Annotated in this window: 38 protein-coding genes and 2 pseudogenes; 39 read left to right on the top strand and 1 reads right to left on the bottom strand. The window is 37.9% G+C overall.

Features of this window, described 5'->3' with window-relative positions:
• Nucleotides 1-47 precede the first annotated feature (47 nt).
• From ATY38_RS08515 to hemB, 39 genes and pseudogenes are all read left to right on the top strand, one after another.
• Nucleotides 48-1259 (top strand): argininosuccinate synthase, encoded by a 1212-nt coding sequence (locus tag ATY38_RS08515; RefSeq protein WP_062558927.1) that lies wholly within the window; start codon nucleotides 48-50, stop codon nucleotides 1257-1259.
• 97 nt (nucleotides 1260-1356) lie between these two features.
• Entirely contained in the window at nucleotides 1357-1842 is a 486-nt protein-coding gene (locus ATY38_RS08520; RefSeq protein WP_062558928.1) for a YajQ family cyclic di-GMP-binding protein, read from the top strand.
• Between the two features lie 274 nt (nucleotides 1843-2116).
• Nucleotides 2117-2494, top strand: coding sequence for a 30S ribosomal protein S12 (gene rpsL, locus ATY38_RS08525; protein ID WP_062558929.1), 378 nt, complete (start codon nucleotides 2117-2119; stop codon nucleotides 2492-2494).
• Nucleotides 2495-2580: 86 nt separating this feature from the next.
• Nucleotides 2581-3052 (top strand): annotated as a pseudogene (gene rpsG / locus ATY38_RS08530) (30S ribosomal protein S7).
• Between the two features lie 56 nt (nucleotides 3053-3108).
• Nucleotides 3109-5198 (top strand): annotated as a pseudogene (gene fusA / locus ATY38_RS08535) (elongation factor G).
• A gap of 31 nt (nucleotides 5199-5229) precedes the next feature.
• Nucleotides 5230-6420, top strand: a complete 1191-nt coding sequence (tuf, locus tag ATY38_RS08540) for an elongation factor Tu (protein ID WP_013647103.1) — start codon at nucleotides 5230-5232, stop codon at nucleotides 6418-6420.
• A 78-nt stretch (nucleotides 6421-6498) separates the two neighbouring features.
• Nucleotides 6499-6807: a 30S ribosomal protein S10 gene (gene rpsJ / locus ATY38_RS08545; RefSeq protein ID WP_013647104.1), complete on the top strand. Its 309-nt coding sequence runs from the start codon at nucleotides 6499-6501 to the stop codon at nucleotides 6805-6807.
• A gap of 83 nt (nucleotides 6808-6890) precedes the next feature.
• Nucleotides 6891-7538, top strand: a complete 648-nt coding sequence (gene rplC, locus ATY38_RS08550; protein ID WP_062558931.1) for a 50S ribosomal protein L3 — start codon at nucleotides 6891-6893, stop codon at nucleotides 7536-7538.
• A 41-nt stretch (nucleotides 7539-7579) separates the two neighbouring features.
• Complete coding sequence (gene rplD / locus ATY38_RS08555; protein ID WP_062558932.1) at nucleotides 7580-8200, top strand: 50S ribosomal protein L4; 621 nt, start codon at nucleotides 7580-7582, stop codon at nucleotides 8198-8200.
• A complete protein-coding gene (gene rplW, locus ATY38_RS08560; RefSeq protein ID WP_062558933.1) occupies nucleotides 8197-8532 on the top strand; it encodes a 50S ribosomal protein L23 in 336 nt (111 codons plus the stop codon). Before rplD ends, rplW begins: the two co-directional genes overlap by 4 nt.
• Entirely contained in the window at nucleotides 8532-9365 is an 834-nt protein-coding gene (rplB, locus tag ATY38_RS08565; RefSeq protein ID WP_062558934.1) for a 50S ribosomal protein L2, read from the top strand. The genes rplW and rplB overlap by 1 nt, the downstream gene beginning before the upstream one ends.
• Nucleotides 9366-9369: 4 nt before the next feature.
• A complete protein-coding gene (gene rpsS / locus ATY38_RS08570) occupies nucleotides 9370-9651 on the top strand; it encodes a 30S ribosomal protein S19 (RefSeq protein WP_062558935.1) in 282 nt (93 codons plus the stop codon).
• A 9-nt stretch (nucleotides 9652-9660) separates the two neighbouring features.
• The gene (gene rplV, locus ATY38_RS08575; RefSeq protein ID WP_062558936.1) at nucleotides 9661-10020 is read left to right on the top strand and encodes a 50S ribosomal protein L22; all 360 of its coding nucleotides are present in this window, start codon (nucleotides 9661-9663) and stop codon (nucleotides 10018-10020) included.
• A gap of 1 nt (nucleotide 10021) precedes the next feature.
• Nucleotides 10022-10843, top strand: a complete 822-nt coding sequence (rpsC, locus tag ATY38_RS08580; protein ID WP_062558937.1) for a 30S ribosomal protein S3 — start codon at nucleotides 10022-10024, stop codon at nucleotides 10841-10843.
• A gap of 15 nt (nucleotides 10844-10858) precedes the next feature.
• The gene (rplP, locus tag ATY38_RS08585; protein WP_062558938.1) at nucleotides 10859-11275 is read left to right on the top strand and encodes a 50S ribosomal protein L16; all 417 of its coding nucleotides are present in this window, start codon (nucleotides 10859-10861) and stop codon (nucleotides 11273-11275) included.
• Nucleotides 11276-11277: 2 nt separating this feature from the next.
• Nucleotides 11278-11478 carry a 50S ribosomal protein L29 gene (gene rpmC / locus ATY38_RS08590; RefSeq protein ID WP_062558939.1) on the top strand — a complete coding sequence of 67 codons (201 nt, stop codon included), beginning with the start codon at nucleotides 11278-11280 and terminating at the stop codon, nucleotides 11476-11478.
• A complete protein-coding gene (gene rpsQ / locus ATY38_RS08595) occupies nucleotides 11468-11710 on the top strand; it encodes a 30S ribosomal protein S17 (RefSeq protein WP_062558940.1) in 243 nt (80 codons plus the stop codon). Before rpmC ends, rpsQ begins: the two co-directional genes overlap by 11 nt.
• Before the next feature lie 179 nt (nucleotides 11711-11889).
• A complete protein-coding gene (rplN, locus tag ATY38_RS08600) occupies nucleotides 11890-12258 on the top strand; it encodes a 50S ribosomal protein L14 (RefSeq protein ID WP_062558941.1) in 369 nt (122 codons plus the stop codon).
• Nucleotides 12259-12276: 18 nt separating this feature from the next.
• Nucleotides 12277-12594 (top strand): 50S ribosomal protein L24, encoded by a 318-nt coding sequence (gene rplX / locus ATY38_RS08605; RefSeq protein WP_062558942.1) that lies wholly within the window; start codon nucleotides 12277-12279, stop codon nucleotides 12592-12594.
• A gap of 18 nt (nucleotides 12595-12612) precedes the next feature.
• Nucleotides 12613-13152, top strand: coding sequence for a 50S ribosomal protein L5 (rplE, locus tag ATY38_RS08610; RefSeq protein ID WP_062558943.1), 540 nt, complete (start codon nucleotides 12613-12615; stop codon nucleotides 13150-13152).
• Between the two features lie 7 nt (nucleotides 13153-13159).
• Complete coding sequence (gene rpsN, locus ATY38_RS08615) at nucleotides 13160-13465, top strand: 30S ribosomal protein S14 (RefSeq protein WP_062558944.1); 306 nt, start codon at nucleotides 13160-13162, stop codon at nucleotides 13463-13465.
• Nucleotides 13466-13541: 76 nt separating this feature from the next.
• Nucleotides 13542-13937 carry a 30S ribosomal protein S8 gene (gene rpsH, locus ATY38_RS08620; RefSeq protein WP_062558945.1) on the top strand — a complete coding sequence of 132 codons (396 nt, stop codon included), beginning with the start codon at nucleotides 13542-13544 and terminating at the stop codon, nucleotides 13935-13937.
• A gap of 12 nt (nucleotides 13938-13949) precedes the next feature.
• A complete protein-coding gene (gene rplF / locus ATY38_RS08625) occupies nucleotides 13950-14483 on the top strand; it encodes a 50S ribosomal protein L6 (protein WP_062558946.1) in 534 nt (177 codons plus the stop codon).
• A gap of 9 nt (nucleotides 14484-14492) precedes the next feature.
• Complete coding sequence (gene rplR / locus ATY38_RS08630) at nucleotides 14493-14849, top strand: 50S ribosomal protein L18 (protein ID WP_062558947.1); 357 nt, start codon at nucleotides 14493-14495, stop codon at nucleotides 14847-14849.
• A 13-nt stretch (nucleotides 14850-14862) separates the two neighbouring features.
• The gene (gene rpsE / locus ATY38_RS08635) at nucleotides 14863-15393 is read left to right on the top strand and encodes a 30S ribosomal protein S5 (protein WP_062558948.1); all 531 of its coding nucleotides are present in this window, start codon (nucleotides 14863-14865) and stop codon (nucleotides 15391-15393) included.
• A gap of 5 nt (nucleotides 15394-15398) precedes the next feature.
• On the top strand, nucleotides 15399-15590 hold the full coding sequence (rpmD, locus tag ATY38_RS08640; RefSeq protein WP_097107133.1) for a 50S ribosomal protein L30: 192 nt from the start codon (nucleotides 15399-15401) through the stop codon (nucleotides 15588-15590).
• Between the two features lies 1 nt (nucleotide 15591).
• The gene (gene rplO, locus ATY38_RS08645) at nucleotides 15592-16023 is read left to right on the top strand and encodes a 50S ribosomal protein L15 (protein ID WP_062558949.1); all 432 of its coding nucleotides are present in this window, start codon (nucleotides 15592-15594) and stop codon (nucleotides 16021-16023) included.
• Between the two features lie 17 nt (nucleotides 16024-16040).
• Nucleotides 16041-17372, top strand: a complete 1332-nt coding sequence (secY, locus tag ATY38_RS08650) for a preprotein translocase subunit SecY (RefSeq protein WP_074702127.1) — start codon at nucleotides 16041-16043, stop codon at nucleotides 17370-17372.
• 19 nt (nucleotides 17373-17391) lie between these two features.
• The gene (infA, locus tag ATY38_RS08655; RefSeq protein ID WP_013647126.1) at nucleotides 17392-17610 is read left to right on the top strand and encodes a translation initiation factor IF-1; all 219 of its coding nucleotides are present in this window, start codon (nucleotides 17392-17394) and stop codon (nucleotides 17608-17610) included.
• A gap of 30 nt (nucleotides 17611-17640) precedes the next feature.
• The gene (gene rpmJ / locus ATY38_RS15480; protein WP_074702129.1) at nucleotides 17641-17754 is read left to right on the top strand and encodes a 50S ribosomal protein L36; all 114 of its coding nucleotides are present in this window, start codon (nucleotides 17641-17643) and stop codon (nucleotides 17752-17754) included.
• A 47-nt stretch (nucleotides 17755-17801) separates the two neighbouring features.
• On the top strand, nucleotides 17802-18161 hold the full coding sequence (gene rpsM, locus ATY38_RS08660) for a 30S ribosomal protein S13 (RefSeq protein WP_062558950.1): 360 nt from the start codon (nucleotides 17802-17804) through the stop codon (nucleotides 18159-18161).
• Nucleotides 18162-18197: 36 nt separating this feature from the next.
• Nucleotides 18198-18587 carry a 30S ribosomal protein S11 gene (gene rpsK / locus ATY38_RS08665; protein ID WP_062558951.1) on the top strand — a complete coding sequence of 130 codons (390 nt, stop codon included), beginning with the start codon at nucleotides 18198-18200 and terminating at the stop codon, nucleotides 18585-18587.
• A gap of 12 nt (nucleotides 18588-18599) precedes the next feature.
• A complete protein-coding gene (gene rpsD / locus ATY38_RS08670) occupies nucleotides 18600-19226 on the top strand; it encodes a 30S ribosomal protein S4 (protein ID WP_062558952.1) in 627 nt (208 codons plus the stop codon).
• Between the two features lie 46 nt (nucleotides 19227-19272).
• The gene (locus tag ATY38_RS08675) at nucleotides 19273-20280 is read left to right on the top strand and encodes a DNA-directed RNA polymerase subunit alpha (RefSeq protein ID WP_062558953.1); all 1008 of its coding nucleotides are present in this window, start codon (nucleotides 19273-19275) and stop codon (nucleotides 20278-20280) included.
• On the top strand, nucleotides 20267-20668 hold the full coding sequence (gene rplQ, locus ATY38_RS08680) for a 50S ribosomal protein L17 (RefSeq protein ID WP_062558954.1): 402 nt from the start codon (nucleotides 20267-20269) through the stop codon (nucleotides 20666-20668). The genes ATY38_RS08675 and rplQ overlap by 14 nt, the downstream gene beginning before the upstream one ends.
• A gap of 91 nt (nucleotides 20669-20759) precedes the next feature.
• The gene (locus tag ATY38_RS08685; protein ID WP_235590226.1) at nucleotides 20760-21728 is read left to right on the top strand and encodes a biotin--[acetyl-CoA-carboxylase] ligase; all 969 of its coding nucleotides are present in this window, start codon (nucleotides 20760-20762) and stop codon (nucleotides 21726-21728) included.
• A 6-nt stretch (nucleotides 21729-21734) separates the two neighbouring features.
• Nucleotides 21735-22499, top strand: coding sequence for a type III pantothenate kinase (locus tag ATY38_RS08690; RefSeq protein ID WP_062558956.1), 765 nt, complete (start codon nucleotides 21735-21737; stop codon nucleotides 22497-22499).
• 2 nt (nucleotides 22500-22501) lie between these two features.
• On the top strand, nucleotides 22502-23098 hold the full coding sequence (yihA, locus tag ATY38_RS08695) for a ribosome biogenesis GTP-binding protein YihA/YsxC (protein ID WP_062558957.1): 597 nt from the start codon (nucleotides 22502-22504) through the stop codon (nucleotides 23096-23098).
• Between the two features lie 206 nt (nucleotides 23099-23304).
• Nucleotides 23305-24312, top strand: a complete 1008-nt coding sequence (gene hemB, locus ATY38_RS08700; protein ID WP_062558958.1) for a porphobilinogen synthase — start codon at nucleotides 23305-23307, stop codon at nucleotides 24310-24312.
• Here hemB and ATY38_RS08705 read toward each other — a convergent pair.
• Complete coding sequence (locus ATY38_RS08705; protein WP_062558959.1) at nucleotides 24304-26622, bottom strand: penicillin-binding protein 1A; 2319 nt, start codon at nucleotides 26620-26622, stop codon at nucleotides 24304-24306. The genes hemB and ATY38_RS08705 overlap by 9 nt on opposite strands.
• Between the last annotated feature and the right edge of the window lie 168 nt (nucleotides 26623-26790).

A 26790-nucleotide genomic window follows, 5' to 3' on the forward strand; every position in this document is an offset into this window, starting at 1 on the left:
ATTTATCTGCTTGAATTTGCTATATAAAAACATGATAAGAAAGAATAATGAAAAAAATAAATAAAGTAGTTTTGGCGTTCTCGGGAGGGCTGGATACATCAGTTATCTTGAAGTGGTTGCAAGATACCTATCAATGTGAAGTGGTGACATTTACTGCTGACATTGGGCAAGGCGAAGAAGTTGAGCCGGCGCGCGCAAAAGCAAAGCAGCTTGGAGTCAAGGAAATTTACATTGATGATTTGCGTGAAGAATTCGTGCGCGATTTTGTTTTTCCTATGTTTCGGGCCAATACGATCTATGAAGGAGAGTATTTGCTGGGTACAAGTATTGCGCGCCCATTAATCGCAAAGCGGCAGATTGAAATTGCCAAAGAAACTGGTGCCGATGCGGTTTCCCATGGCGCTACAGGGAAAGGTAATGATCAAGTACGTTTTGAACTAGGATATTATGCATTGCAGCCGGATATCCAGGTAATTGCACCTTGGCGCGAATGGAATTTAACTTCCAGAGAAAAATTGCTGCAATATGCCGAGCAACATAATATTCCGGTTGAGATGAAAAAGAAGACTGGTTCACCTTATAGCATGGATGCGAATTTACTACATATTTCTTATGAAGGGAGAGTGCTCGAGGATCCTGCGGTTGAACCGGAAGAGTTAATGTGGCGTTGGAGTGTATCACCTGAAAAAGCGCCGGATGTGCCTGAGTATTTAGATGTGGAGTTTAGATGCGGAGATGTTGTCGCATTAAATGGTGTTGAATTATCGCCAGCCAGGGTATTGGAAAAACTTAATACGCTAGGCGGTAAGAACGGGATCGGCAGATTAGATTTAGTGGAAAATCGGTATGTTGGTATGAAATCGCGAGGGTGCTATGAGACCCCTGGTGGATCCATTTTGCTGCGTGCACATCGTGCAATGGAATCAATTACTTTGGATCGAGAGGTTGCTCACTTAAAAGATGATTTAATGCCTCGCTACGCTGAGCTAATTTACAATGGTTATTGGTGGAGCCCGGAGCGCAGAATGCTGCAAGTCCTGATAGATGCGAGTCAGGAAAGAGTAAATGGATGGGTGAGGTTAAAGTTGTATAAAGGAAATATCACTGTAGTTGGTAGAGATTCTCATACTGATTCATTATTTGATCCAAATATTGCAACATTTGAAGATGACGCCGGAGCTTACAATCAGAGAGATGCGGCAGGATTCATTAAACTTAACGCCTTGAGGTTGCGTATTGCAGCCAAGCGCCAGCGCTAGCCGATCTAATTAATTTAATTGAAAGATCAGGTCTGTGACATGAAGTGCGGCAGCGTACGTAAGAATCAGGATTATTTATTCATTTGATCTTAATAAAATGCCAACATTTGATATAGTTTCGGAAGTTGATAAGCAAGAAGTCAAGAATGTAACTGATCAAGTTAATAAGGAAGTAAATACTCGTTTTGACTTCAAAGGCTCGGATGCGAGAGTGGAGCAAGTTGATTATCAATTAACGATATTCGCGGATGATGAATTTAAATTGGAGCAAGTTTTAGATATCCTCAGAACTAAATTGACAAAACGGAGTATAGATGTGCGATGTTTGGATAAGGGGCGGATTGATAAAATAAGCGGGAACAAAGTAAAGCAATTAGTAACGGTTAAAACCGGGGTGGAAACAGAACTGGCTAAAAAAATAATAAAAGGTATTAAAGATAGTAAGCTCAAAGTGCAAGCCAGTATCCAAGGGGAAGTGGTGCGTGTGAGCGGTGCAAAGAAAGACGTATTGCAGGAAGTAATAAAATTAATAAAAAAAACTATTGATAATTTTCCATTGCAGTTTCATAACTTCAGAGATTAATAAAGACCGTTGATTTTTTATATGATATAAAAAATGAATGGTAAGACATAGCAAGATGCTGGTAAAATGATGCTATCTGCTAACGATGTTTATCTTGACACAAAAATATAAACCCAATAGAATCCGCTCTCTTTTTTGATGCATCTTTTCTTTTGTGAAAATGAAAATGAAGAGTAATAGTAATTAGTTTTTACTTTAATTGATAAAAATAAAATTCAGCAATAGGTTCGTTGCGGACGGCTTAAAAGCCGTCGCAGTTTTTTAGGACATAGAAATGCCGACAATAAGTCAGTTAGTTCGAAAGCCGCGTATAGCTAAGCGGGTTAAAAGTAGTGTTCCTGCATTAGAGAATAGCCCGCAAAAGCGGGGAGTATGTACAAGGGTATATACAACAACGCCAAAGAAGCCAAATTCAGCGTTGCGTAAAGTTGCGAGAGTGAGATTGACTAATGGATTTGAAGTTTCAAGTTATATTGGCGGCGAAGGACATAATCTTCAGGAGCACTCGGTTGTGTTGATTCGTGGAGGACGTGTCAAAGATTTGCCGGGCGTTCGTTATCACACAGTGAGGGGGAGCTTGGATACAGCAGGCGTTAAAGATCGTAAGCAGGGAAGATCAAAATATGGTTCCAAGAAACCAAAAACTGCATAGTGCATAGTATTTGGTGCATGTGACACGAGTATTTTTAGATAGTAAAAAAGCAAGCGGAAAAGTAATAAATCTGATGAGGTTGCATAATGCCAAGACGTAGAGAAGTTCCAAAGCGGGAAATTTTACCGGATCCAAAATATCACAATGTAGAGTTGGCAAAATTTGTTAACGTTCTTATGACACGAGGTAAAAAGTCGGTGGCAGAAAGAATTATCTATGGTGCGCTAGAGCATATTGGAAAAAAAAACTGGAAGTGATCCGCTAGAGGTTTTTACGCAAGCGCTGACCAATGTAAGGCCGATCGTGGAGGTGAAAAGTCGTCGAGTGGGTGGTGCTAACTATCAGGTTCCTGTTGAAGTGCGTTCTGTCCGGCGTAATGCATTGGCCATGAGGTGGCTTAGAGATGCTGCAAGAAAAAGAAGTGAGAAGTCAATGGATGCAAGATTGGCAAATGAATTGACTGAGGCGGCTGAAGGCCGTGGGGGCGCAGTTAAGAAACGTGAAGAGGTGCATAGGATGGCGGAGTCTAATAAGGCATTTTCACATTTTAGATTTTGATCTTAAAAATTAAAAAAGTGTTCATTCATTAATTGAATATCGTAAGGCGTTAAATTGTGGCAAGAAAAACTCCTATAGAGCGTTATAGAAATATCGGTATCATGGCGCATATTGATGCTGGTAAAACGACAACTACTGAGCGCGTGTTATTTTATACCGGTGTGTCACATAAATTAGGCGAAGTTCATGATGGTGCGGCAACAATGGATTGGATGGAGCAGGAGCAAGAAAGAGGCATTACGATAACATCGGCTGCGACAACATGTTTCTGGAAGGGAATGGGCGGTAATTATCCTGAGCACAGAATTAATATCATTGATACGCCAGGGCACGTAGATTTTACTATCGAAGTGGAGCGCTCACTTCGGGTGTTGGATGGGGCTTGTACCGTTTTTTGTGCCGTGGGGGGGTTCAGCCGCAAACTGAAACAGTTTGGAGACAAGCAAATAAATATCAAGTTCCGCGACTTGCATTTGTGAATAAGATGGATCGCTCAGGGGCGAATTTTATGCGTGTTTATGAGCAGATTAAAACACGGCTTAAAGCGGTTCCGGTGCCAATACAGTTACCAATAGGAGCCGAAGATAAATTTGAAGGTATAGTAGATTTGGTTAAAATGAAAGCTATTTACTGGGATGATGAAAGCAGGGGAATGAAGTTTGAAGAGCGTGATATTCCTGAAGCTTTGCTGGTAGATGCGAAAGCGTGGCGTGAAAAAATGTTAGAGTCAGCAGCTGAGGCTAATGAAGACTTGATGAATAAGTATTTAGAGGGTGGAGATCTGGATATTGCAGAAATAAAGACTGGCTTGCGGGCGCGTACAATCAATAATGAAATAGTGCCAATGATGTGTGGTACCGCCTTTAAAAATAAAGGAGTTCAGGCAATGTTGGATGCGGTCATAGATTATATGCCTTCGCCAACAGATATCTTGGCAGTGCAAGGTGAAAATGAAAATGGTGAGCCTGATAAGAGAAGAGCTGATGATGACGAGCCCTTTTCGGCGCTGGCATTCAAGATAGCAACGGATCCATACGTAGGGCAGCTTATTTTCTTCAGGGTATACTCGGGTATTGTGGTTTCAGGCGATACAGTTTATAACCCGATAAAGGGAAGAAAAGAAAGAATTGGTAGAATATTACAAATGCATGCAAATCAGCGCGAAGAGATTAAAGAAGTGCGCGCAGGAGATATTGCTGCGGCAGTGGGTTTGAAAGATGTGGTTACCGGCGATACATTGTGTGATTCCCAGAATGTAATAACTCTAGAAAGAATGGATTTCCCAGAACCTGTAATTCATGTTGCAGTTGAACCAAAAACAAAAATGGATCAAGAAAAAATGGGTATAGCGCTTAATAGGCTAGCTCAAGAAGATCCATCTTTTAGAGTTAGAACAGATGAGGAATCTGGGCAAACAATTATTTCTGGAATGGGTGAACTTCATCTTGAGATCATTGTTGATCGCATGAAACGTGAGTTTGGCGTAGAGGCGAATGTAGGAGCGCCGCAAGTGGCTTATCGTGAAGCGATAAAGAAATTAGTCGAGATTGAAGGGAAGTTTGTAAAGCAATCTGGGGGGCGTGGACAATATGGCCATGTTTGGTTAAGGATGGAGCCCAATGAAACCGGTAAGGGTTTTGAATTTGTGGATGAAATTAAGGGTGGTGCCGTTCCGCGAGAATACATACCGGCAGTTGAAAAAGGATTACTGGAAACGTTGCCAAGCGGTGTGTTGGCAGGATATCCTGTTGTAGATGTAAGGGTTATTCTTTTTGATGGTTCGTATCATGATGTGGATTCAAATGAAAATGCCTTTAAAATGGCTGCATCAATAGCATTTAAGGATGGTATGCGTAAGGCTAATCCGGTCCTGTTAGAACCCATGATGGCTGTGGAAGTGGAAACACCGGAAGATTTTATGGGGAATGTCGTGGGAGATTTGTCATCAAGACGCGGTATGATACAAGGAATGGAGGATATTCCCGGTTTTAAAGTTATTCGAGCTGAAGTGCCTCTTGCAGAAATGTTTGGTTATTCAACAGCTTTAAGATCTGCAACACAGGGAAGAGCGACTTATTCGATGGAGTTTAAGCATTATTCAGAAGCGCCAAAGAATGTGGCGGAAGCCATAATAAATAAAAAGTAGTGAAATTGTTTAGGGTGTAAAAGGATAAGACATGGCAAAGAGTAAATTTGAGCGGTCGAAGCCACATGTGAATGTTGGAACGATAGGGCACGTGGATCATGGTAAGACTACGCTTACGGCGGCAATTACGACGATATTGACGAAGAAGTTTGGTGGAGAAGCTAAGAGTTATGATCAAATTGACTCTGCACCGGAAGAACGTGCACGCGGAATAACCATAAATACAGCTCATGTTGAATATGAGACGGATAAGCGTCATTATGCTCATGTGGATTGCCCGGGCCATGCGGATTACGTAAAGAATATGATTACTGGTGCGGCCCAAATGGATGGGGCGATATTGGTGGTATCTGCAGCCGATGGTCCGATGCCGCAGACGCGGGAACATATTTTGTTGGCGCGTCAAGTGGGTGTTCCTTACATTATTGTGTACATGAATAAAGCAGACATGGTTGATGATGCGGAGCTGATTGAATTGGTGGAGATGGAGATACGTGAACTGTTATCGAAATACGATTTTCCTGGTGATGATACGCCGATTATAGTTGGATCAGCGTTGAAAGCGCTTGAGGGGGACCAAAGTGATATTGGTGAGGCTTCCATTCTGAAATTAGCAGATGCGCTGGATAGCTATATTCCACAACCGGAGCGTGCTATTGATGGTGCCTTCATTATGCCGGTTGAAGATGTGTTTTCAATATCTGGTCGCGGAACGGTTGTAACGGGTCGCGTAGAGAGAGGCATAATCAAAGTGGGTGAAGAGATCGAGATAGTAGGTCTCAAGCCGACACTAAAGACAGTATGCACAGGAGTTGAAATGTTTCGTAAGCTTCTGGACCAGGGGCAGGCAGGAGATAACGTGGGGATACTTCTGCGTGGCACGAAGCGTGAAGAGGTGGAGCGGGGTCAAGTATTGGCGAAACCGGGCAGTATATCGCCCCATACTAAATTCACGGCGGAGATTTATGTATTAAGCAAGGAAGAAGGTGGAAGGCACACTCCGTTTTTTCCTGGCTATCGCCCACAGTTTTATTTTAGAACGACAGATGTGACGGGAGCGATAGAGTTGCCGGCGGGAACAGAGATGGTGATGCCTGGGGATAATGTTTCGGTAACGGTAAACTTAATAGCACCAATTGCGATGGAAGACGGATTGCGTTTTGCGATACGTGAAGGTGGAAGAACCGTTGGTGCGGGCGTTGTTGCTAAAATTATTGAGTAATATGAGAGAACGTAAGGAAAAATAAGTTCAATGTTTGGTGTATTTAAATATTGAATTTATTAACTCAGGAACGAGTGTATGCAAAATCAAAAAATTAGAATTCGTCTTAAAGCCTTCGATTATCGTTTGATAGATAAGTCGGCTATAGAAATTGTTGAGACAGCAAAGCGAACAGGGGCAGTAGTTAAGGGGCCAATCCCATTGCCAACAAAAATTGAGCGTTTTGATGTGTTGCGTTCACCTCATGTAAATAAGACTTCACGTGATCAGTTTGAAATTAGAACGCATTTAAGATTAATGGATATAATAGATCCGACAGATAAAACAGTAGATGCGTTGATGAAGTTAGATTTGCCAGCAGGCGTTGATGTAGAGATAAAGCTATAAATGAAAATACAATACTCATAATTTATTAATATATTTTTTATTTTAAGAAATTAAATAAGAACGCTCCTAGAAAGAGAGATGAAATGAGTTTAGGATTAATTGGCCGTAAAATTGGTATGATGCGAATTTTTGCAGAAAATGGAGATGCTTTTCCGGTAACGGTAATTGATGTTGCCAGTAATCGTATAACTCAAATAAAGAAAACTTCTTCTGATGGTTATTGTGCTGCTCAAGTATCTTTTGGTCAGAAAAAGATATCAAGAGTTAATAAACCAACAGCAGGCCATTGTGCTAAAGCTGGCGTAGTGGCTGGAAGTATTGTTAGAGAGTTTAGAGTAAAGAATGACTCCATTCTTGACCCACTTCAAAGCGGAATGGAAATTAAGAGCGATATATTTAAAGTAGGGCAGAAGGTTGATATATCCGGGGTTACGATAGGAAAAGGTTTTTCTGGTGCAATAAAGTTGCACAACTTCTCTTCTAATAGAGCAAGTCATGGTAATTCAAAAGCGCATAAAAAACCCGGCTCGATTGGTATGGCACAAGACCCAGGGCGTATTTTTCCAGGTAAACGTATGGCGGCACATATGGGAAATGTCAGAAGAACTATACAAAATCTTGAGATATTACGAATTGATAGTGAAAGAAATTTGTTGTTAGTCAAAGGTGCAATTCCAGGATCAAAAGATGGATATGTAGTAGTTCGATCAAGCGTAAAAGAAAAAAAATAAATTAATAAAAACAAAATATAAATAAGTAAGGTGAATGGGCAATGAAAATAGAGCTTATTGGTAGTAACGATCAGAAAACAGCGAGCATAACTGTTTCTGATGAGCTTTTTATGAGAAATTATAACGAAGCGCTAGTTCATCAAGTTGTCACTTCATACTTATCTAACGCACGTTCTGCAACTCGAGCACAAAAAAGTAGATCTGATATTGATAAGTCGACTCGTAAACCTTGGCGACAAAAAGGAACGGGCAGAGCTCGTGCTGGTATGACTTCAAGTCCTATATGGCGTGGGGGTGGAAAAATTTTTCCTAATAGTTCTGGGGAAAATTTTAGGAAAAAATTGAATAAAAAAATGTACCGTGCTGGAATAAGTTCTATATTGTCACAGCTAATTCGCGATAATAGACTGCTTGTTATTGAATCATTTTGCGTAGAATCGTATAAAACTAAAGCATTGTCTAAGAAATTAGAAGATCTTGGATTGAGTAATGTGATGATTATTACTGGCCAGATTGATAATAATCTTTATTTATCATCGCGCAACATTCCAAATGTTGCTGTGGTTGAAGTAAACAATATAGATCCGATCAGTCTTTTAAAATTTAAGAAAACGCTTGTCACAAGTGATGGTTTGAAAAAAATAGAGGAGCTTCTTTCATGAGTAATCAGAATACCAATCAGGGGCATTTGTTAAAAATTATATTGGCACCTCATATTTCAGAAAAATCAACTTATCTGGGAGAGAAAAATAATCAAACTATATTTCGCGTGGCGAGAGATGCTACTAAGCTGGAAATTAAGAGAGCTGTAGAGTTGTTATGGAAAGAACAAAAAATTGAAGTTAAAAAAGTTCAGACAATTAATGTAAAAGGAAAACAAAAGCGATTTGGGCGTTTTGTAGGAAAAAGATCTGATTGGAAAAAAGCTATTGTGAGTATTAAAAATGAGCAAGAGCTTAATTTTACAAATTTTGCGAATATAGAGGCTAAGTAATGCAACTTGTGAAATTAAAACCCACATCGCCTGGGCGCAGATCGGTTGTTAAGTTAATAAATAAAGAATTATACAAAGGAAGGCCTCATAAAAGTTTACTTGAAAAGCAATCTAAAACCGCTGGCCGTAATCATCATGGACATATTACTACACGGCATCGTGGCGGAGGGCATAAACAGCACTATAGGGTGATCGATTTTAAGCGCAATAAAGATGATGTTATTGCTACGGTAGAACGTATTGAATATGATCCCAACAGATCAGCAAATATTGCTTTGGTATGTTATGGCGATGGTGAAAGAAAATACATAATTGCGCCAAAAGGGTTGGTAGTAGGGATGAAAATTGGCAGTGGAAAACTGGCACAAATTAAGCTTGGTGATACTTTGTCACTACGCAATATACCAATGGGAACTATAGTTCACTGTGTCGAGTTGTTGCCTGGAAAAGGAGCTCAATTAGCTAGGTCCGCAGGTTCGTTTGTGCAACTACAAGCTAGGGAAGGTAATTATGCGCAAATTAAACTGCGCTCAGGCGAAGTTCGTAAAGTGCACATTGATTGCAGGGCTACTATAGGCGAGGTAGGAAATGCGGAGCATAGTTTGAGGTCGATAGGTAAGGCCGGCGCAGTAAGATGGCGTGGAATTAGGCCCACTGTTCGAGGTGTGGCGATGAATCCCATAGATCATCCTCATGGGGGTGGTGAAGGTAGAACGTCGGCAGGGAGACATCCAGTAAGTCCATGGGGAGTGCCAGCGAAGGGATATAGAACTCGTAAAAATAAAAGAACAAATGTGATGATAATTCGTCATCGTTATTCAAAGAAAGGTTAATTAGATGCCGCGCTCAGTAAAGAAAGGACCATTCGTTGATGCTCATTTAGTTGCAAAAATTGAAAAAGCGCGAAATACGAATGATAAGCGCCCTATCAAAACATGGTCAAGGCGATCAACGATATTGCCTGATTTCATTGGATTAACAGTAGCAGTCCATAATGGAAAGCAACATATACCGATATTTGTTACCGAGAATATGGTAGGCCATAAATTTGGGGAATTCTCATTAACGCGTACTTTTAAAGGACATGCTGGTGATAAGAAAATTGTTACTAAGCGTTAGAATATAAAGATGGAAACAATTGCTAAATTACGTGGTGCAAGAATCTCAGCGCAAAAATGCCGTCTTGTTGCCGATCAGATAAGAGGTGTAGCAGTAGACAAGGCGTTAAACATATTAACATTTACCCCTAAAAAGGGAGCAGAGCTAATACATAGACTACTAGAGTCTGCAATAGCTAATGCTGAACATAATGATGGTGCCGATATTGATGAGCTTAAGATTTTGTCAATTACGGTTGATCAAGGCACATCTATGAAGAGAACAAGTGCTCGAGCTAAGGGACGTGGAAATAAAATTGTAAAACCGACTTGCCATATATCGTTGACTTTGGGTGATGGTAGTGGCTCTACATATAAAGGCACTAACTGATATGGGTCAAAAAATAAATCCGACTGGCTTTAGATTGTCTGTGCATAAAAATTGGTTATCAAGATGGTATGCGAATAGTAGTAATTTTGCAACTATGCTTAATGAAGATATAAAGGTTCGAACTTTTTTGGCAAATAGGCTTAAAAATGCATCTGTTGGTAAGATTTTGATAGAAAGACCTTCAAAAAACGCTAGAATTACAATTTTTAGCTCTAGGCCAGGTGTCGTTATTGGTAAAAAAGGTGAGGATATTGAGATACTGCGTAGTGAACTACAAAAAAGAATGGGGGTTCCCGTTCATGTAAATATAGAAGAAATTAGAAAACCTGAAATCGACGCGCAATTGATAGCTGATAATATTGCGCAGCAGTTAGAAAAAAGAATAATGTTTCGAAGAGCAATGAAACGTGCAATGCAAAATGCTATGAGGCTTGGTGCTCAAGGAATAAAAATCATGAGCTCTGGTAGATTGAATGGGATTGAGATTGCTCGTACTGAATGGTATCGGGAAGGAAGGGTTCCGCTTCATACGTTAAGAGCAGACATTGATTATGGAACATCGGAAGCTAAAACTACTTATGGAATAATAGGTATTAAGGTATGGATTTTTAAGGGTGAATTACTTGGCAAAGGTGATCAAGTAAATCATTTAATTACAAATCCGAATTCAGAAAATGAAAAAAAGAAACACAATAAACGATCTTCTTTATCACTCATAAATGCCTCAGGTTCAAAGAATGAGAAAAGTAATAATAAAGATTCTGCTGAATTAGAAGATAGTTCAACCTATATTGAGCATATTGAAAAAGTTGATAAGAAATGAATTGTGGAGGAATAAATGCTTCAGCCAGCTAGAACTAAATATAGAAAGCAGCAGAAAGGAAGAAATACAGGAATTGCTACGCGCGGGGCCAAAGTTAGTTTTGGGGAATTTGGTTTAAAAGCAATAGGAAGAGGTCGATTAACATCTCGCCAAATTGAGGCGGCTCGTAGAGCGATGACAAGACATATCAAAAGAGGGGGAAGGATCTGGATTAGAATTTTTCCGGATAAACCGATTTCTCAAAAACCTGCTGAAGTTAGAATGGGTAACGGAAAAGGAAATCCAGAATATTATGTGGCTGAGATACAGCCTGGAAAAGTACTATACGAGATGGATGGTGTTACAGAAGAATTGGCGAAAGAGGCTTTTCGATTAGCTGCGGCTAAACTTCCAATTAGAACGACATTTACTATAAGGCAAATCGGTGGATAGCAATGAAGTCAATCGAACTGAAAGATAAGCAACTATCGGAATTAAATGTAGAACTTATTTCTTTGTTGAGAGCACAATTTGGACTACGAATGCAATTGGCAACACAGCAATTGTCGAATACAAAGAAATTAAAAATGATAAAAAGAGATATTGCCAGAGTAAAAACATTCATAACTCAGCGACAAAACAATTATGAAAAATGATAAAAATCGCACTATAAGTGGAAAAGTTATTAGTGATAAGATGGATAAGACTGTAACTGTTTTAATAGAACGTAAACTGATGCATCCTTTATATGGGAAATTTATCACGAGATCTAAGAAATATCATGCTCATGATGAAATTAATCAATATTCTATAGGTGATATTGTTCTCTTGGAAGAGTGTCGGCCTTTATCTAAAACGAAAAATTGGAAAGTAATAGATAAAGTATAGAAAAAGCAGAATAAACAAGTTCTATTGGTAATAAAAAATAAGATTATGTGATTCAATATTTGAGAATAATAAGTAAATACTATGATCATTTCTGTTAATTTGTGTATTGATACAAATATTGATTACATAAAACTAGTATTTATATATCGAAAATAAAGTTTAATAAAAGTGAATAAAAAATGATCCAAATGCAATCAATATTACGAGTGGCAGATAATACGGGCGCTCGGTCAATTATGTGTATAAAAGTACTTGGCGGATCAAAAAGAAAGTATGCAGGGATAGGTGATATTATTAAAGTTAGTGTTAAAGATGCGGCGCCTAGGGGGAAAGTTAAAAAAGGCGAAGTATATAATGCGTTAGTGGTTAGAACAGCAAAAGGCGTTAGACGTAATGATGGTTCTTTATTAAAATTTGATGATAATGCTGCTGTATTACTTAATAATAAATTTGAACCGATTGGAACACGCATTTTCGGTCCAGTGACGCGCGAGTTGCGAAGTGTGCATTTTATGAAGATCGTATCTCTAGCTCCAGAAGTATTATAGCGACGGAAGGAAAATAGCATGCAGAAATTAAGAAAAGGTGATGATGTGATAATTATTGCCGGTAAAGATAAAGGAAAAAGAGGAACTGTCCTTCATGTTGAAAGAAGTGATTATTTAATTGTTCAAGGTATAAATATGGTTAAGAAACATCAAAAACCAAATCCGACTAATGGTACCTCAGGTGGTATAATAAGCAAAGAGATGCCGATACATGTTTCTAATGTCGCAATTTATAATTTTAATTCAAAGAAATCTGATAGAGTGGGATTTAAATTTAACTTAGATAATAATAAAGTACGCATATTTAAATCTAGTGGTGATTTGATTGAATCGTAAAGAGGAAGTAGGTTAAATATGGCTCGCTTACAAGAGTATTATAGAAATACGGTTGTGAAAAAATTAATGGAACAATTCAAGTACAATTCTGTCATGCAGGTTCCTAGTATAACTAAAGTTACATTAAATATTGGGCTTGGCGAGGCAACTGTTGACAAAAAGATAATTGAGAGCGCATTATCTGACATTAAAAAGATATCGGGTCAACAGCCGGTAATTACTAAAGCTAAGAAATCCATTGCTACATTTAAAGTGAGAAAGGATTATCCAATAGGATGTATGGTTACGTTGCGGCGAGTTAGAATGTACGAATTTCTTGATCGATTGATAACAATTGCAATACCTAGGATAAGAGATTTTAGAGGAATTTCGAGCAAATCTTTCGATGGAAGAGGTAATTATAATATGGGCGTGAAAGAACAAATCATATTCCCTGAGATAGATTATGATAAAATTGACAGTCTGAGGGGTATGAATATATCAATCACAACTACCGCTAAGAGTGATGCAGAAGCGAAAGCGTTATTGACTGCTTTTAACTTTCCTTTTAAAAATTGAGATTAGAATGGCAAAGCTTTCTATTATTAATAGAAATATAAAAAGATATAAAATTATACAAAAGTATAATGAGAGAAGAGTAAATTTAAAGAAAATAATAAATGATTCTAAGCTAAGTGATGCGGAGCGTAATGAAGCTCATCTCGCATTACAAAAATTCCCGAGAGACTCTAGTCCTGTTCGATTAAGGAACAGGTGTACGTTAACTGGTAGACCGCGGGGAGTGTACTCAAAATTTGGCTTAGGAAGAGGTAAGTTAAGAGATATTGCAATGAGTGGAAAAATACCAGGGATAATAAAGGCGAGTTGGTGATGTGGAAATATTTTAGTTAATCAAAGCTTGTTCATTAGGTTTTATTAATATAACTAATCGGTGGGTAAATATCATTATGAGTATGAGTGATCCAATTGCTGATATGCTAACACGCATACGTAATGCACAATTGGCTAAAAAAAAATCTGTAATAATGCCAAATTCTCGTATCAAGAAAGCAATAGCCATGGTTCTTAAAGATGAAGGGTATATTGAAAATTTTAATATTTTTGAAGAAGGTATTAAAACTAATTTAGAAGTTGAATTGAAATACTATTCGGGCGCTAGTGTGATTGAAAAGATATCGCGCGTCAGTAAACCTGGTCTAAGAATTTATAAATCTAGTAAAAACCTACCAAACGTTATGAATGGATTGGGTGTTGCAATTATGTCAACCTCGAAAGGTGTAATGACCCAAAGAAAAGCGCAAATGCTTAGAGTTGGAGGAGAACTATTATGTTATGTTGTTTAAAGGATATTTTAAATGTCTCGTGTAAGTAAAAATCCTGTAGTCATTCCTTCCAGCGTGGAAGTAAGCTCTTCTGACATTGGCCTAACTGTTAAAGGTCCTTTAGGTGTTCTGCATCAAAAATTAACTAATAGTGTAATGTTGGAAGTGACTGGTAACGAGATTAGAGTGAAATGCGTATTAGAATCTAAACAGGCTAATGCTATGTCGGGAACTATGAGATCGCTTATAGCTAATATGGTTCAAGGTGTGACCGTTGGATTTGAAAAAAAATTGCAACTAGTTGGGGTTGGTTATAGAGCGCAAGCAACTCAAGATAGAATTAATCTGGCGCTTGGCTTTTCGCATTCGATAGATTATATAATACCTGAAGGAATAAAAATTGAAACTCCGACACAAACGGAAATACATATTAAGGGAACAAATAAACAAATGGTTGGGCAAGTAGCTGCTGATTTACGGTCGTATAGAAAACCAGAGCCATATAAAGGGAAAGGTATTCGTTACTCAAATGAGAGTATCATTCTTAAAGAAACGAAGAAGAAATAAGTTAAGTATATGGAAAATTTGAAAGATAAACGTCTAAAGCGATCAAAAAAAACTCGATTCAAAATTGCAGAAATTGGAGTCATAAGATTATCAATTCATCGAACTAACTTGCATATTTATGCGCAATTAATCGATGATAAGCATCATAGAACTATTGCATGCGCGTCTACTTTGGAGCCAGAGGTTAAAAAGGAGATATCAACTGGTAACACGATATCAGCAGCAGCTCTCATTGGAAAAAGAATCGCGGAAAAAGGAAAGGAATGTGGAATAACAGATATCGCTTTTGATAGAGCAGGATATAAATTTCATGGCAGAGTTAAAGCGTTGGCAGAAGCAGCACGTCAAAATGGATTAAGATTCTAAAGAAGGATTAGTGATGGTAAAAGTTGGAAAGGCAAATGGAAAGCTTTTAGGAAGTGATGAAGGAAGTGATGACTTGCGTGAGAAAATGGTTGCTATCAATAGAGTTACTAAAGTTGTTAAAGGTGGGCGTATATTAGGTTTTGCGGCGCTTACAGTTGTTGGTGATGGTGATGGAAGTGTTGGTATGGGCAAGGGAAAATCCCGTGAAGTGCCAGTTGCTGTTCAAAAAGCAATGGATGAAGCTCGTAGAAAAATGATAAAAGTTAAACTAAAGAATGGCACAATATATCATCCAATAACAGCTTCTCACGGAGCTGCAAAGATATACATGCAGCCTGCTCCTGAGGGGACAGGGATTATTGCTGGAGGTCCTATGCGAGCAATTTTCGAAGTTGTGGGCATGACGGATATACTTGCTAAATGTATTGGTTCTACAAATCCGTATAATGTGGTGCGAGCAACGCTCAAAGGATTGAATATGATGAATACGCCAGCAGCCATAGCAGCTAAGCGTGGAAAGACAGTTAAAGAAATTCTTGGATAAAAACAATGACTACTGATATAACTCCAGGCACAATAAAAATTTTTTTATTTAAAAGTCTGATTGGTGTAAATAAATCTCATAGAGCAACCATCAGAGGATTGGGATTAAAAAAGATAAATAGTTGTTCAATACTTGTTAAGACCCCAGAAGTTCTTGGGATGATAGATAAAGTTCGATACTTAATAAAATTTAGCTAATATGTTCCTAAATAAAATTAAACCTGGTATAGGTTCTGTTAAAAATAAAGTGCGAGTGGGTCGGGGAATGGGATCAGGTTTGGGAAAAACTTGTGGTCGTGGTCATAAAGGACAAAAATCGCGCTCGGGAGGCTTTCATAAAGTAGGATTTGAAGGAGGGCAGATGCCAATACAAAGGCGCTTGCCTAAAAGAGGTTTTTCCGTTTTAAAAAAAACTGATTATCATAGTTTGCGATTGAGAGACATAAAATTAATTCCTGATGAAGTGATTAGCATCGATTTATTAAAAAAATTTAATATTATTTCAGATAAAGTGAAAAAAGTTAAAATTTATGGTGCAGATCAGATTGATAAAGAAATTTCATTACAGGGTTTTTATGTTAGTAAAGGAGCAAAAGTAATGATAGAAGCTTCGGGTGGAAAAATATTATAGAAGCATAAGGGATAAAAGTGGCTATAAAAGTTGCAGCAAATAAGCCTGTCGATAAATTTTATGATTTAAAGCGACGTTTATGGTTTTTGTTATTGGCGTTAATCGTATATAGAATTGGTGCGCACGTTCCGGTACCTGGTATTGATTCAATTGTGTTAAAGGATTTGTTTGAATCGCAGGAAAGTGGCGTCTTGGGTATGTTTAATATGTTTTCAGGGGGAGCCCTTTCGCGTTTTTCTATATTTGCATTAGGTATCATGCCTTACATTTCTGCTTCTATCATTATGCAACTTGGAACTGTTGCTGTGCCTTATTTAGAGGCGCTAAAAAAAGAAGGAGAGAATGGCAGAAGAAAAATTACGCAATATACAAGATATGGCACGCTTGCTCTAGCGTTAGTACAAAGCTATGGAATATCTATTGCGCTTCAATCACAAAATGGATTAGTAATTGATCCAGGTGGGATGTTTACCTTAACAACGGTAATTACGTTGGTGACGGGAACAATTTTTTTGATGTGGTTGGGGGAGCAAATTACCGAGCGAGGTATTGGTAATGGAATTTCTTTGATAATTTTTGCTGGGATAGCGGCAGGACTTCCAAGTGCGATAGGAGGTACCTTAGATTTAGTTAGTACTGGTTCAATGCATTTTATCATTGCGCTGGGGATTTTTATAGCTGCTGCTTTGGTTACATGGTTTGTCGTATTTGTTGAAAAAGGACAGAGGCGTATTTTGGTAAATTATGCGAAACGCCAGATCGGTCAAAAAATATATGGGGGACAAAGCTCTCATTTGCCTTTAAAAATAAATATGGCCGGTGTGATACCACCCATATTCGCATCCAGCATTATTTTATTTCCAGCAACCTTGGCTGGATGGTTTGCTAATAATGACTCAATGATAATATTAAAAGATATAAGTGCCGCATTAGCTCCTGGGCAGCCAATTTATGTAATGTTATACGCTATAATGATTGTTTTCTTTTGTTTTTTTTATACAGCACTCGTTTTTAATCCAAAGGAAACTGCAGATAATCTTAAAAAAAGTGGAGCTTTTATACCTGGTATTAGGCCTGGAGAGCAAACTACGCGATATATTGAGAAAATAATGCTTCGCTTAACTTTAGCTGGTTCAATATATGTAACACTCGTGTGTTTGTTGCCAGAATTTCTAATTCTGAAATGGAATGTGCCATTTTATTTTGGTGGCACATCGCTTCTAATTATTGTGATTGTTACGATGGATTTTATGTCACAAGTACAATCGCATGTGATGTCTTCGCAGTATGATAGCTTATTAAAGAAAACCAATCTTAAAACTAATAGTGGAAAACTAAATGTTAAATAGCGGGATATAATAATAATTGATGGCTAAAGAAGAAACAATACAAATGCAAGGTGAGATACTCGAAACTCTTCCTAATGCGACGTTTAGAGTAAAATTAGAAAATGGACATATCGTTCTTGGCCATATCTCAGGGAAGATGCGGATGCATTATATAAGGATTTTACCTGGCGATAAAGTTACAGTCGATTTAACTCCATATGATCTTACTAGAGCTAGAATTACATTTAGAGCTAAATAATAATTTTAAACCCTTTGTGGAATAAATACTATGAAAGTAAATGCTTCTGTAAAAAAATTTTGTAGAAAATGTAAGATCATACGTCGAAATAGAATACTTCGAGTAATATGTGAGGATCGAAGACATAAGCAGCGACAAGGATAATTATTTATTACTTATCTTTTTTTATACACAAGAAACAAGGAAATTGAATGGCGCGTATCGCTGGTGTAAATATTCCCAATCATAAACATATTGGTATAGCATTAACTTCTATTTATGGAATCGGTCGAACAAGCTCAATAGATATATGTAAAGCTATTGATATTGATATTGATATAAAGCTTAAAGATTTATCTGAAGATCAGATAGAATTGATACGTGATCAAGTTTCGAAGCTGACTATTGAAGGAGATTTACGCCGAGAGATATCAATGAATATAAAAAGACTTATGGATCTTGGCTGTTACCGAGGCTTGCGTCATCGACGGGGCCTCCCTGTTAGGGGGCAACGAACACGTACAAATGCAAGAACGCGAAAAGGGCCGCGTAAAGCGATACGTGCAAGATAATATGATTGTTTATATAGTTGTATAAAAGGAAAATAAATGGTTAAAATAACTTCTAGAGTACGAAAAAAAATAAAAAAGAATGTATCAGAAGGAATAGCTCATATACATGCTTCGTTTAACAATACAATTGTTACAATTACAGACCGACAAGGTAATGCTCTATCGTGGGCGACTTCGGGGGGTGCGGGGTTTAAGGGATCTCGTAAAAGTACACCTTTTGCAGCACAAATTGCAGCCGAGAATGCAAGTAAGATCGCAATCGATTGTGGTGTAAAAAATTTAGAAGTTAGAATTAAAGGCCCTGGACCGGGAAGAGATTCCGCTGTAAGAGCATTGAATTCTGCTGGCTTTAAAATAACTAGTATTTCAGATGTAACACCAGTACCGCATAATGGATGTCGCCCTCCAAAAAAACGGAGAATTTGAGGAGATTAAACTTTGGCAAAAAACCTTGAACCAAAATGTAAACAATGTAGACGAGAAGGCGAAAAACTTTTTTTAAAAGGTGAAAAATGCTTTACTGATAAATGTGCGATAGAGCGGAGAAATTATCCGCCAGGACAGCATGGTCAGAAGAAAGGAAGAATCTCGGACTATGGCGGTCAGTTGCGGGAAAAACAGAAAATAAGAAGAATATATGGAATCTTAGAAAAACAATTTCGCAATATTTATAAAATTGCCGATAAGCAACGCGGTATAACTGGCGATAATCTTCTTCAATCGCTTGAGAGTCGTTTGGATAACGTTGCTTTTCATATGGGGTTCGGATCATCTCGATCTGAAGCGAGGCAGATTGTTAGGCATAATGGTATTTTAGTAAATGGTAGTCGTGTCAATATTCCTTCATATATGGTTAAAGGTGGAGATACGGTCGAAGTTGCTGAAAAGGCAAAGGGGCAATTGAGAATCAAGAATGCGCTCGAAATAGCAAATAATCGTAATTTTCCAACTTGGATTGAAGTTGATACCAAGGCAATGAAAGGTATTTTTAAGACAAAACCTGAGCGATCTGATTTACCTGCGACGATTAATGAGTCTTTGGTTGTCGAATTGTATTCTAAGTGATCAATAATATTGTTGATTTTCTTTATCTTAAGGCACATTTATTACTATGCACGGCACAGATTTGCTAACGCCAAGAATTATTGATGTTCAAAATATATCACCTCTTCATGCAAAAGTTGTCATGGAGCCCTTTGAGCGAGGTTATGGGCATACATTAGGAAATGCTCTGCGCCGAATACTATTGTCTTCTATGACAGGATATGCTCCTACAGAAATTAAAATTGCTGGTGTGTTACATGAATATTCAGCACTGGATGGTGTGCAAGAAGATGTTGTTGATATACTAATGAATATAAAGGGTATCGTCTTAAAACTATATAATAATGATGAAGTAATACTTTCATTAAAGAAATCCGGTAAAGGAATTGTTACTGCTGCAGATATTGAACTTAGCCATGATGTAGAAATAATTAATCCAGAGCATGTGATTGCACATCTCACATCAGAAGGAAAAATTGATGTGCAGCTTAAAGTGGAAAAAGGGAGAGGTTATGCTCCTGCTAATATTAGAAAAACTGGTATTAATGAAAAAAATAGTATAGGGACTATATTGTTAGATGCTTCTTTTAGCCCAATTAAACGTGTAAGTTATTCGGTTGAGAGTGCTCGTGTAGAACAACGGACTGATTTAGATAAGCTGATTGTAGATATTGAAACAAATGGTGCGGTTGAGCCCGAGGAAGCAATCCGTTTTGCTGCTCGAGTTTTAGTTCAGCAATTATCTGTTTTTGCTGATCTTGAAAGTACCCCTATACCAAAAGAAAAACCACAAGCCCCGCAGATAGATCCTATACTACTCCGGCCAGTTGATGATCTAGAGCTAACAGTAAGATCAGCCAATTGTTTAAAAGTTGAAAATATATACTATATAGGCGATTTAATTCAGAGAACTGAAGCTGAATTGCTGAGAACGCCAAATTTAGGAAGAAAATCACTGAATGAAATTAAAGAAGTTTTAGCATCAAGAGAACTTACATTAGGAATGAAATTAGATAATTGGCCACCAGCTAATCTTGATAGTGTTTCAAAGGAAAATAATCATGCGACACAGTAATGCCTTCAGAAAATTGAACCGAACGAGTAGTCATAGAAAGGCCATGTTTCAGAACATGAGCAATTCGTTGCTACGTCATGAGATTATTAAAACAACATTACCAAAGGCTAAAGAACTAAGAAGATATGTTGAACCTATGATTACTTTAGGAAAAGAACCTTCACTTGCAAATAGAAGATTAGCTTTTAATAGACTTCGTGACCGCGATAGTGTGACAAAATTATTTTCTGAATTGGGACCACGTTATGTTACTCGCCTTGGAGGATATGTTCGTATTCTTAAGTTTGGTTATAGAAAAGGAGATAATGCTCCAATGGCTTTGGTAGAGCTAGTTGATAGACCAATATTTAATGCTGAATCTAAATCAATTAATATTGATGATAATTAATAAATTAACATAAATTGTAAAAAAATCTATTCAACAGCTTGGACTCTATAAATTTCGTATACACATGTATGTAAATTTAAGAGCATTACGATTGTTGATACTACTGAATGATGGGATGTATCATTCAGTAAATTCTTTAGCAAAATATTTTGGATGCTCGTTAGCCTCAATATATTTCCTAGTAATTCAATTACAGAAATATAATGTTGATGTAGTAAATATTGATGGGTATGGAATACGATTAAATAAGCCGATAGTATGGTTAGATGCTGAGCTAATTACGCGGTATATATCAATTGAGTCAGAAAAGCTTGAGTTAAGATTGTTCGATATTATCGTTTCAACCAATAATTACCTTCTTAGTCAATTAAAAAGAAATGCATTAATTAAAGATTCAACTTCGGTCGCTGTTGCAGAATTTCAAACCAATGGAAGAGGCCGGGAAGGGCGTGTTTGGCGATGCGGTTTTGGTAACGGACTGTTGTTCTCAATATGTTGGCGTTTTGAAAAAGGAGTATCTAATTTATCAGGTTTGAGTTTAGTCGTCGGTATTGCAATTTTAAGAGTTTTAAGATCTTATGCTATTCAAAATATCAACATAAAATGGCCAAATGATATTCTGTGCAATTTTCATAAATTAGCTGGAATTTTAATAGAAATTCGCGGTGAAGTGTGTGGGCCATCATACGCGATAATAGGCATCGGAATAAATTTTAATCTTTCTAAATCAATCATACCTTTGATAAATCAGAGAGCTACTGATTTATCAAGTGTAACTGGTGATTTAATAAATCGAAACCAGGTATTAGGCAGGCTATTATCAGAACTATATAATGTTCTTGACGAGTTCGCATACTATGGTTTCTCTTCTTTTAAAAAAGAATGGATTAGTTATCATTCTTACGAAGGATGTGAAGTTGATTTGATCTTTCCAAATGGCTTAGCAATAACAGGTATAGTTGACGGAGTAACAGATGATGGTGCCATCTGCTTGTTAACCCTTGAAGGAAAGAAATCATTTAATATAGGTAACATTGCGATCCGATCTAGGATTCACTAAGAATTCATGTCCTCTATACTTGCCATTGATTCTGGAAATTCGAATATAAAATGGGGATTGTATAGTGATAATCAATGGCTAAAACAAGGTAATGTATTTTACAAGAATGTTTCTATTCTGGAAAACGAATTCATAAAACTCTCGCAGCCGACTTTCGTTATTATTTCTCATGTTGCTCGTGATGAAACTAAAAATCAAATAAATAACTTAGTTTCTCACTGGTCCACGAAACCACAATGGTTATGTGCTAGTAGGTTTAGATGTAGTGTGATTAACGGTTATACTAATCCAAGTCAGTTAGGAAGTGATCGTTGGGCAGCTTTAATTGCTGCTTGGGAAATTGAGAAGAAGCCCTGCCTAGTTATTAGCACTGGGACTGCAGTGACAATTGATGTTCTTTCGAAATCTGGAAAATTTCTTGGTGGGGTTATACTGCCTGGATTTCATTTAATGACTAAAAGTCTTCTGGCTGGCACTCACCTTGCTAGTATTGAATTGGGTAGCTACGAAGATTTTCCTGTCAATACCGATAATGCGATACAAACCGGAATATTGCATTGCATACTAGGCGCTATTGATCGGATGTACAATCTTTTGTTATCAAATGCAAATCTTGTTTCTGCCAATTGTATCATAAGTGGCGGAAATGCTTCATTATTAATCCCTTTTTTTAAACTTCCAATTAAAGTTATTAATAATTTAGTGTTAGAAGGTTTGATAATAGTTGCTAATGACGCGTTAAAAAATTCAGAATCTAATTTCTTGCTATAAATATGCCTCACTTATTGAATGCGACTTTTTATACTTCTGCCCATGAGAGATGGGATTTACCAAAGCATTCCGGCATTGAAATCGCGTTTTCTGGACGATCAAATGCCGGGAAATCAAGCGTTATCAATACACTAACTAATAGAAATCACTTGGCTTTTGTTAGTAAGACACCAGGACGCACACAACTAATCAATTTTTTTCAATTAGCATCAAATCAATTTCTCGTTGACTTACCTGGATATGGTTACGCTAAAGTTCCAGAGCATGTGCGGCAACACTGGAAAAGCTTATTAAGCAACTATTTGCAAACTCGTACCTCACTAAGGGGGTTGATATTAGTAATGGATATTCGTCATCCTCTGAAACCTCATGATATTCAAATGCTTGACTGGTTCTCATCTACAGGAAAAGTAATTCATATTTTATTAACCAAAGCTGACAAACTGAGTAAAATGCGAGCAAATATTACTTTACAGAAAGTAGCTCTATTTCTAAAGGAATTTTATCCGCAATGTAGTGTGCAACTATTTTCAAGTATAACAAATATTGGTGTTGATGATGCAATGACTGTTATAACTGAATGGCTGCGCATAAATTAATATGCTATATGATAATTAGATACAATTATCAGAGTCGATATAAAAAACCCCGGTTAAAGGGGAGTAAAACCGGGGGAACCGCCTTAATATCACTTTCCCTGCCTCAGGGAGGAAAGACAGGGGGACGATCAAGATTGTCCACTTGTGAGACACTCAATCTACGAGTCAGTTCCCAGATGACTTTTTAATTTATCACATTTGCTATTATGTTCCCCTATAGTCATTTTCCTCAAAGAAGAATGCGTCGAATGCGACACGATAAGTTCTCTCGTAATTTGATGCGAGAAGCCCATCTTCTGCCAAATGATTTTATTTATCCGGTTTTTGTTTTAGATGGAAAGAAACGTAGTGAAAATATCGAATCAATGCCTGGGGTAGTGAGACAGAGTGTTGATATTTTAATGGTTCAGGCAGAGAGATGTATGCGCCTTGGTATTCCAGCTCTTGCTATTTTTCCAGTTATAGATATTGAGCAGAAAAATCTAACTGCTAGCGAGGCATATAATCCTGACGGACTTGTGCCGCGAACAATAAAACAGCTAAAGACTAGCTTTCCTGAGTTGGGAATAATTACCGATATTGCTTTGGATCCATATACAATTCACGGTCAAGATGGTTTGATCGATCAGTCTGGTTATGTGATGAATGATGAAACAGTACAGGTTCTTTGTCAGCAAGCATTGGTCCATGCTCAGGCAGGTGCAGATATCGTCGCACCCTCGGACATGATGGATGGGCGTATTTCCGCAATTAGAAATAGTTTAGACAATCATAAACTTATTCATACGCGCATTCTAGCCTATTCTGCTAAGTACGCTTCGAGTTTTTATGGTCCATTTCGCGATGCTGTGGGATCCTCCAAGAATCTAGGTACTGGTAACAAATATACTTATCAAATGGATCCTGCGAATTCCGATGAAGCGTTATGGGAGGTTGGATTAGATTTGGATGAAGGAGCTGATATGGTAATGATTAAACCGGGTATGCCTTATTTAGATATCATTCGCCGTGTCAAAGATCAGTTTGGAGCACCAACATTTGTTTATCAAGTTAGTGGTGAGTATGCAATGCTCAAAGCCTCTGTGATCAACGGTTGGTTAAATGAAGAATCTTGTGTATTGGAGTCATTGCTTGCTTTTAAGCGCGCGGGGGCGGACGGAATTCTAACTTATTATGCTGTCGAAGCGGCTGAATGGCTTAGAAATTTAGAATAATTGATCTTTGACATCTCTTGTTACTTTGGGTGCAAACTCAATAGAGTTATCGATCATAGGAGGAAGCAATTCACTAAAGAAATATTCTGTAATGTCTCCATACTCATCTCTAAGTCCTGTGGCTGAGTTTATTTTTGCTGCTTTAACTCCATTAGGTAGCGAATTCGCAGTTATTGGAATGCCCTTTAAAACTGGATCCATATAATCCATCCAGAGAGGTAATGCAACACGTCCGCCAGTTTCATTGCTGCCTAACGGTTTGGGTTCGTCATATCCTATCCATGCGATAGTAACTAAATCTTTCTGATAACCGCAAAACCAAGCATCTATAAAATTACTGGTAGTGCCCGTTTTTCCTGCGAGGTCGCTACGTCCCAACTGTTTAGCTTTAACAGCTGTGCCACGGTTAATCACGTCTTGCATCATACTTGTCATAATAAATGCATTACGTGGATCAATGACTCGTTTGGCGCCACTTGATACTGATATGGGATGAAACTGTTCAATGACGTTACCTTTTTCATCTTCAATACTTTTTATAAAGTATGGAGCAACACGGAATCCGCCATTCGCAAATACCGCATAACCCACGGCCATCTGCATCGGTGTGACTGAACCTGCTCCAAGCGCCATTGGTAAATAAGGAGGGTGGCGTTCCGCATCAAAACCAAATCGAGTTATATAGTCTTGTGCGTAGCGTATGCCAATAGCTTGTAATATTCGGATAGATGCAAGATTTTTTGATTTAGTCAAGGCGGTTCGCATACGTATGGGCCCCTCAAATTTACCATCGAAATTTTTCGGTTCCCATAACTGGCTTCCAGTCTGAGTGGCACTGAATGAGAGTGGTGCATCATTGATGATCGTCGCCGGAGTGAAGTCTTTTTCCAAGGCCGCGGAGTAAATGAAAGGCTTGAAGCTGGATCCAGGCTGTCGCCATGCTTGAGTGACGTGATTAAATTGATTCTTATAAAAATCAAAGCCACCGACCAAAGCACGTATTGCGCCATCGTTGGAATCAATTGAAACCAATGCTGATTCAACTTCAGGCAGTTGAACAATACGCCATACATTGTTAGGATTTTTCTGAATACGGATCAATGCACCAGGAATGATATATTTTTTCCCAGGCTCTTTTTTCTCAGTAAGGAATTTTTGTACAAAATTAAGCCCATCACCAGTGATTTCGATGATTTCTCCTCCTCTACGATAGGCTTGTACTTTATTTGGTTTTGCAGTCAATACAACTGCTGCATAAATATCGTCACTGTCGTTAATTTCATCCAACGCATCATTCAGTGTCTTTTCTTGGTTAGTTCCATTCTTCAGTAAATCAATAAATCCTTCAGGACCTCGATAACCCCAACGCCGGTCGTATTCGATTACATTTTTTCGTAGAGCCTGATAAGCAGATTCTTGATCAAGTTGACGGATTGTTGTGTAGACCTTTATGCCTTTATTATATGCATCTTCCTGGTATCGATCATAGATGACTTGGCGAACCATCTCGGCAACATATTCTGCCGGCATTGCGGAGGTTGTTGAACGTTTTTTTACTGCAACGGATTGTTTTTCTAATTCGCTTAGTTCTTTACTAGAAATGTAATTAAGTTTATATAATCTTCCTAAGACGTAAAGTTGCCGACTTTTAGCTCGCTTAGGATTACTGATAGGATTATAACTGGAGGGTGCTTTAGGAAGACCTGCCAGCATGGCGGCTTCTCCAATATTAATTTCCTGTAAAGATTTTCCGAAATATGTTTGCGCTGCAGCTGCAAAGCCATAGCTACGCTGTCCTAGATAGATTTGGTTGATGTAAAGCTCCAAAATTTTATCTTTAGTAAGATTATGCTCAATCTTAAAAGCCAATAGTGTTTCACTAAGCTTTCTGGTAAAAGTCTTTTCTCTTGTCAGAAAAAAATTGCGTGCCACTTGCATTGTTATCGTGCTGGCACCTTGTCGTACACTCCCTGCAGAAAAATTTGAATAGGCTGCTCGTAGAACGCCAAGATAGTCGACACCACCGTGTTCATAAAAACGATCATCCTCTGCTGCCAGAATTGATTGTTTTAGATTTTCTGGAACTTGAGAAATGGTTACAACGTTTCTACGCTCTGCACCAAATTCTCCGATTAATAGACCTTCATCACTGTATATCCGTAAGGGAATTTTAGGACGGTAATCCGTTAACGTTTCCAGCGATGGTAAGTTTGAATAGATAACCAATGCAGCAAAGCCTGCTAATAGGATTCCAATCAGGCCTAGTGCCGAGAATGCAAGGAAAAAATAATATAACCAACGAGCTAACATGAAAATAGATAGGGGCTTATCATATAATGGTATTGTCGATTTACCCAGTGAAAGGGGGGGTATAACCAGCGCTTTTCTTTGAATAGGATTTTACAGATTCTGTCAGAATCAATGCCAGTTTTTTCAATCTGGTGAATAGTTTCATCGAATTTATGAGGACAATAAAGA

This window comes from Nitrosomonas ureae, from assembly GCF_001455205.1.
Lineage (GTDB): Bacteria > Pseudomonadota > Gammaproteobacteria > Burkholderiales > Nitrosomonadaceae > Nitrosomonas > Nitrosomonas ureae.

Excerpts from the sequence above, each read along its gene's own strand:
- ATY38_RS08515 (WP_062558927.1), top strand. The coding sequence starts at position 48 with ATGAAAAAAATAAATAAAGTAGTTTTGGCGTTCTCGGGAGGGCTGGAT.
- ATY38_RS08520 (WP_062558928.1), top strand. The coding sequence starts at position 1,357 with ATGCCAACATTTGATATAGTTTCGGAAGTTGATAAGCAAGAAGTCAAG.
- rpsL (WP_062558929.1), top strand. The coding sequence starts at position 2,117 with ATGCCGACAATAAGTCAGTTAGTTCGAAAGCCGCGTATAGCTAAGCGG.
- tuf (WP_013647103.1), top strand. The coding sequence starts at position 5,230 with ATGGCAAAGAGTAAATTTGAGCGGTCGAAGCCACATGTGAATGTTGGA.
- rpsJ (WP_013647104.1), top strand. The coding sequence starts at position 6,499 with ATGCAAAATCAAAAAATTAGAATTCGTCTTAAAGCCTTCGATTATCGT.
- rplC (WP_062558931.1), top strand. The coding sequence starts at position 6,891 with ATGAGTTTAGGATTAATTGGCCGTAAAATTGGTATGATGCGAATTTTT.
- rplD (WP_062558932.1), top strand. The coding sequence starts at position 7,580 with ATGAAAATAGAGCTTATTGGTAGTAACGATCAGAAAACAGCGAGCATA.
- rplW (WP_062558933.1), top strand. The coding sequence starts at position 8,197 with ATGAGTAATCAGAATACCAATCAGGGGCATTTGTTAAAAATTATATTG.
- rplB (WP_062558934.1), top strand. The coding sequence starts at position 8,532 with ATGCAACTTGTGAAATTAAAACCCACATCGCCTGGGCGCAGATCGGTT.
- rpsS (WP_062558935.1), top strand. The coding sequence starts at position 9,370 with ATGCCGCGCTCAGTAAAGAAAGGACCATTCGTTGATGCTCATTTAGTT.
- rplV (WP_062558936.1), top strand. The coding sequence starts at position 9,661 with ATGGAAACAATTGCTAAATTACGTGGTGCAAGAATCTCAGCGCAAAAA.
- rpsC (WP_062558937.1), top strand. The coding sequence starts at position 10,022 with ATGGGTCAAAAAATAAATCCGACTGGCTTTAGATTGTCTGTGCATAAA.
- rplP (WP_062558938.1), top strand. The coding sequence starts at position 10,859 with ATGCTTCAGCCAGCTAGAACTAAATATAGAAAGCAGCAGAAAGGAAGA.
- rpmC (WP_062558939.1), top strand. The coding sequence starts at position 11,278 with ATGAAGTCAATCGAACTGAAAGATAAGCAACTATCGGAATTAAATGTA.
- rpsQ (WP_062558940.1), top strand. The coding sequence starts at position 11,468 with ATGAAAAATGATAAAAATCGCACTATAAGTGGAAAAGTTATTAGTGAT.
- rplN (WP_062558941.1), top strand. The coding sequence starts at position 11,890 with ATGATCCAAATGCAATCAATATTACGAGTGGCAGATAATACGGGCGCT.
- rplX (WP_062558942.1), top strand. The coding sequence starts at position 12,277 with ATGCAGAAATTAAGAAAAGGTGATGATGTGATAATTATTGCCGGTAAA.
- rplE (WP_062558943.1), top strand. The coding sequence starts at position 12,613 with ATGGCTCGCTTACAAGAGTATTATAGAAATACGGTTGTGAAAAAATTA.
- rpsN (WP_062558944.1), top strand. The coding sequence starts at position 13,160 with ATGGCAAAGCTTTCTATTATTAATAGAAATATAAAAAGATATAAAATT.
- rpsH (WP_062558945.1), top strand. The coding sequence starts at position 13,542 with ATGAGTATGAGTGATCCAATTGCTGATATGCTAACACGCATACGTAAT.
- rplF (WP_062558946.1), top strand. The coding sequence starts at position 13,950 with ATGTCTCGTGTAAGTAAAAATCCTGTAGTCATTCCTTCCAGCGTGGAA.
- rplR (WP_062558947.1), top strand. The coding sequence starts at position 14,493 with ATGGAAAATTTGAAAGATAAACGTCTAAAGCGATCAAAAAAAACTCGA.
- rpsE (WP_062558948.1), top strand. The coding sequence starts at position 14,863 with ATGGTAAAAGTTGGAAAGGCAAATGGAAAGCTTTTAGGAAGTGATGAA.
- rpmD (WP_097107133.1), top strand. The coding sequence starts at position 15,399 with ATGACTACTGATATAACTCCAGGCACAATAAAAATTTTTTTATTTAAA.
- rplO (WP_062558949.1), top strand. The coding sequence starts at position 15,592 with ATGTTCCTAAATAAAATTAAACCTGGTATAGGTTCTGTTAAAAATAAA.
- infA (WP_013647126.1), top strand. The coding sequence starts at position 17,392 with ATGGCTAAAGAAGAAACAATACAAATGCAAGGTGAGATACTCGAAACT.
- rpmJ (WP_074702129.1), top strand. The coding sequence starts at position 17,641 with ATGAAAGTAAATGCTTCTGTAAAAAAATTTTGTAGAAAATGTAAGATC.
- rpsM (WP_062558950.1), top strand. The coding sequence starts at position 17,802 with ATGGCGCGTATCGCTGGTGTAAATATTCCCAATCATAAACATATTGGT.
- rpsK (WP_062558951.1), top strand. The coding sequence starts at position 18,198 with ATGGTTAAAATAACTTCTAGAGTACGAAAAAAAATAAAAAAGAATGTA.
- ATY38_RS08675 (WP_062558953.1), top strand. The coding sequence starts at position 19,273 with ATGCACGGCACAGATTTGCTAACGCCAAGAATTATTGATGTTCAAAAT.
- rplQ (WP_062558954.1), top strand. The coding sequence starts at position 20,267 with ATGCGACACAGTAATGCCTTCAGAAAATTGAACCGAACGAGTAGTCAT.
- ATY38_RS08690 (WP_062558956.1), top strand. The coding sequence starts at position 21,735 with ATGTCCTCTATACTTGCCATTGATTCTGGAAATTCGAATATAAAATGG.
- yihA (WP_062558957.1), top strand. The coding sequence starts at position 22,502 with ATGCCTCACTTATTGAATGCGACTTTTTATACTTCTGCCCATGAGAGA.
- hemB (WP_062558958.1), top strand. The coding sequence starts at position 23,305 with ATGTTCCCCTATAGTCATTTTCCTCAAAGAAGAATGCGTCGAATGCGA.
- ATY38_RS08705 (WP_062558959.1), bottom strand. The coding sequence starts at position 26,622 with ATGTTAGCTCGTTGGTTATATTATTTTTTCCTTGCATTCTCGGCACTA.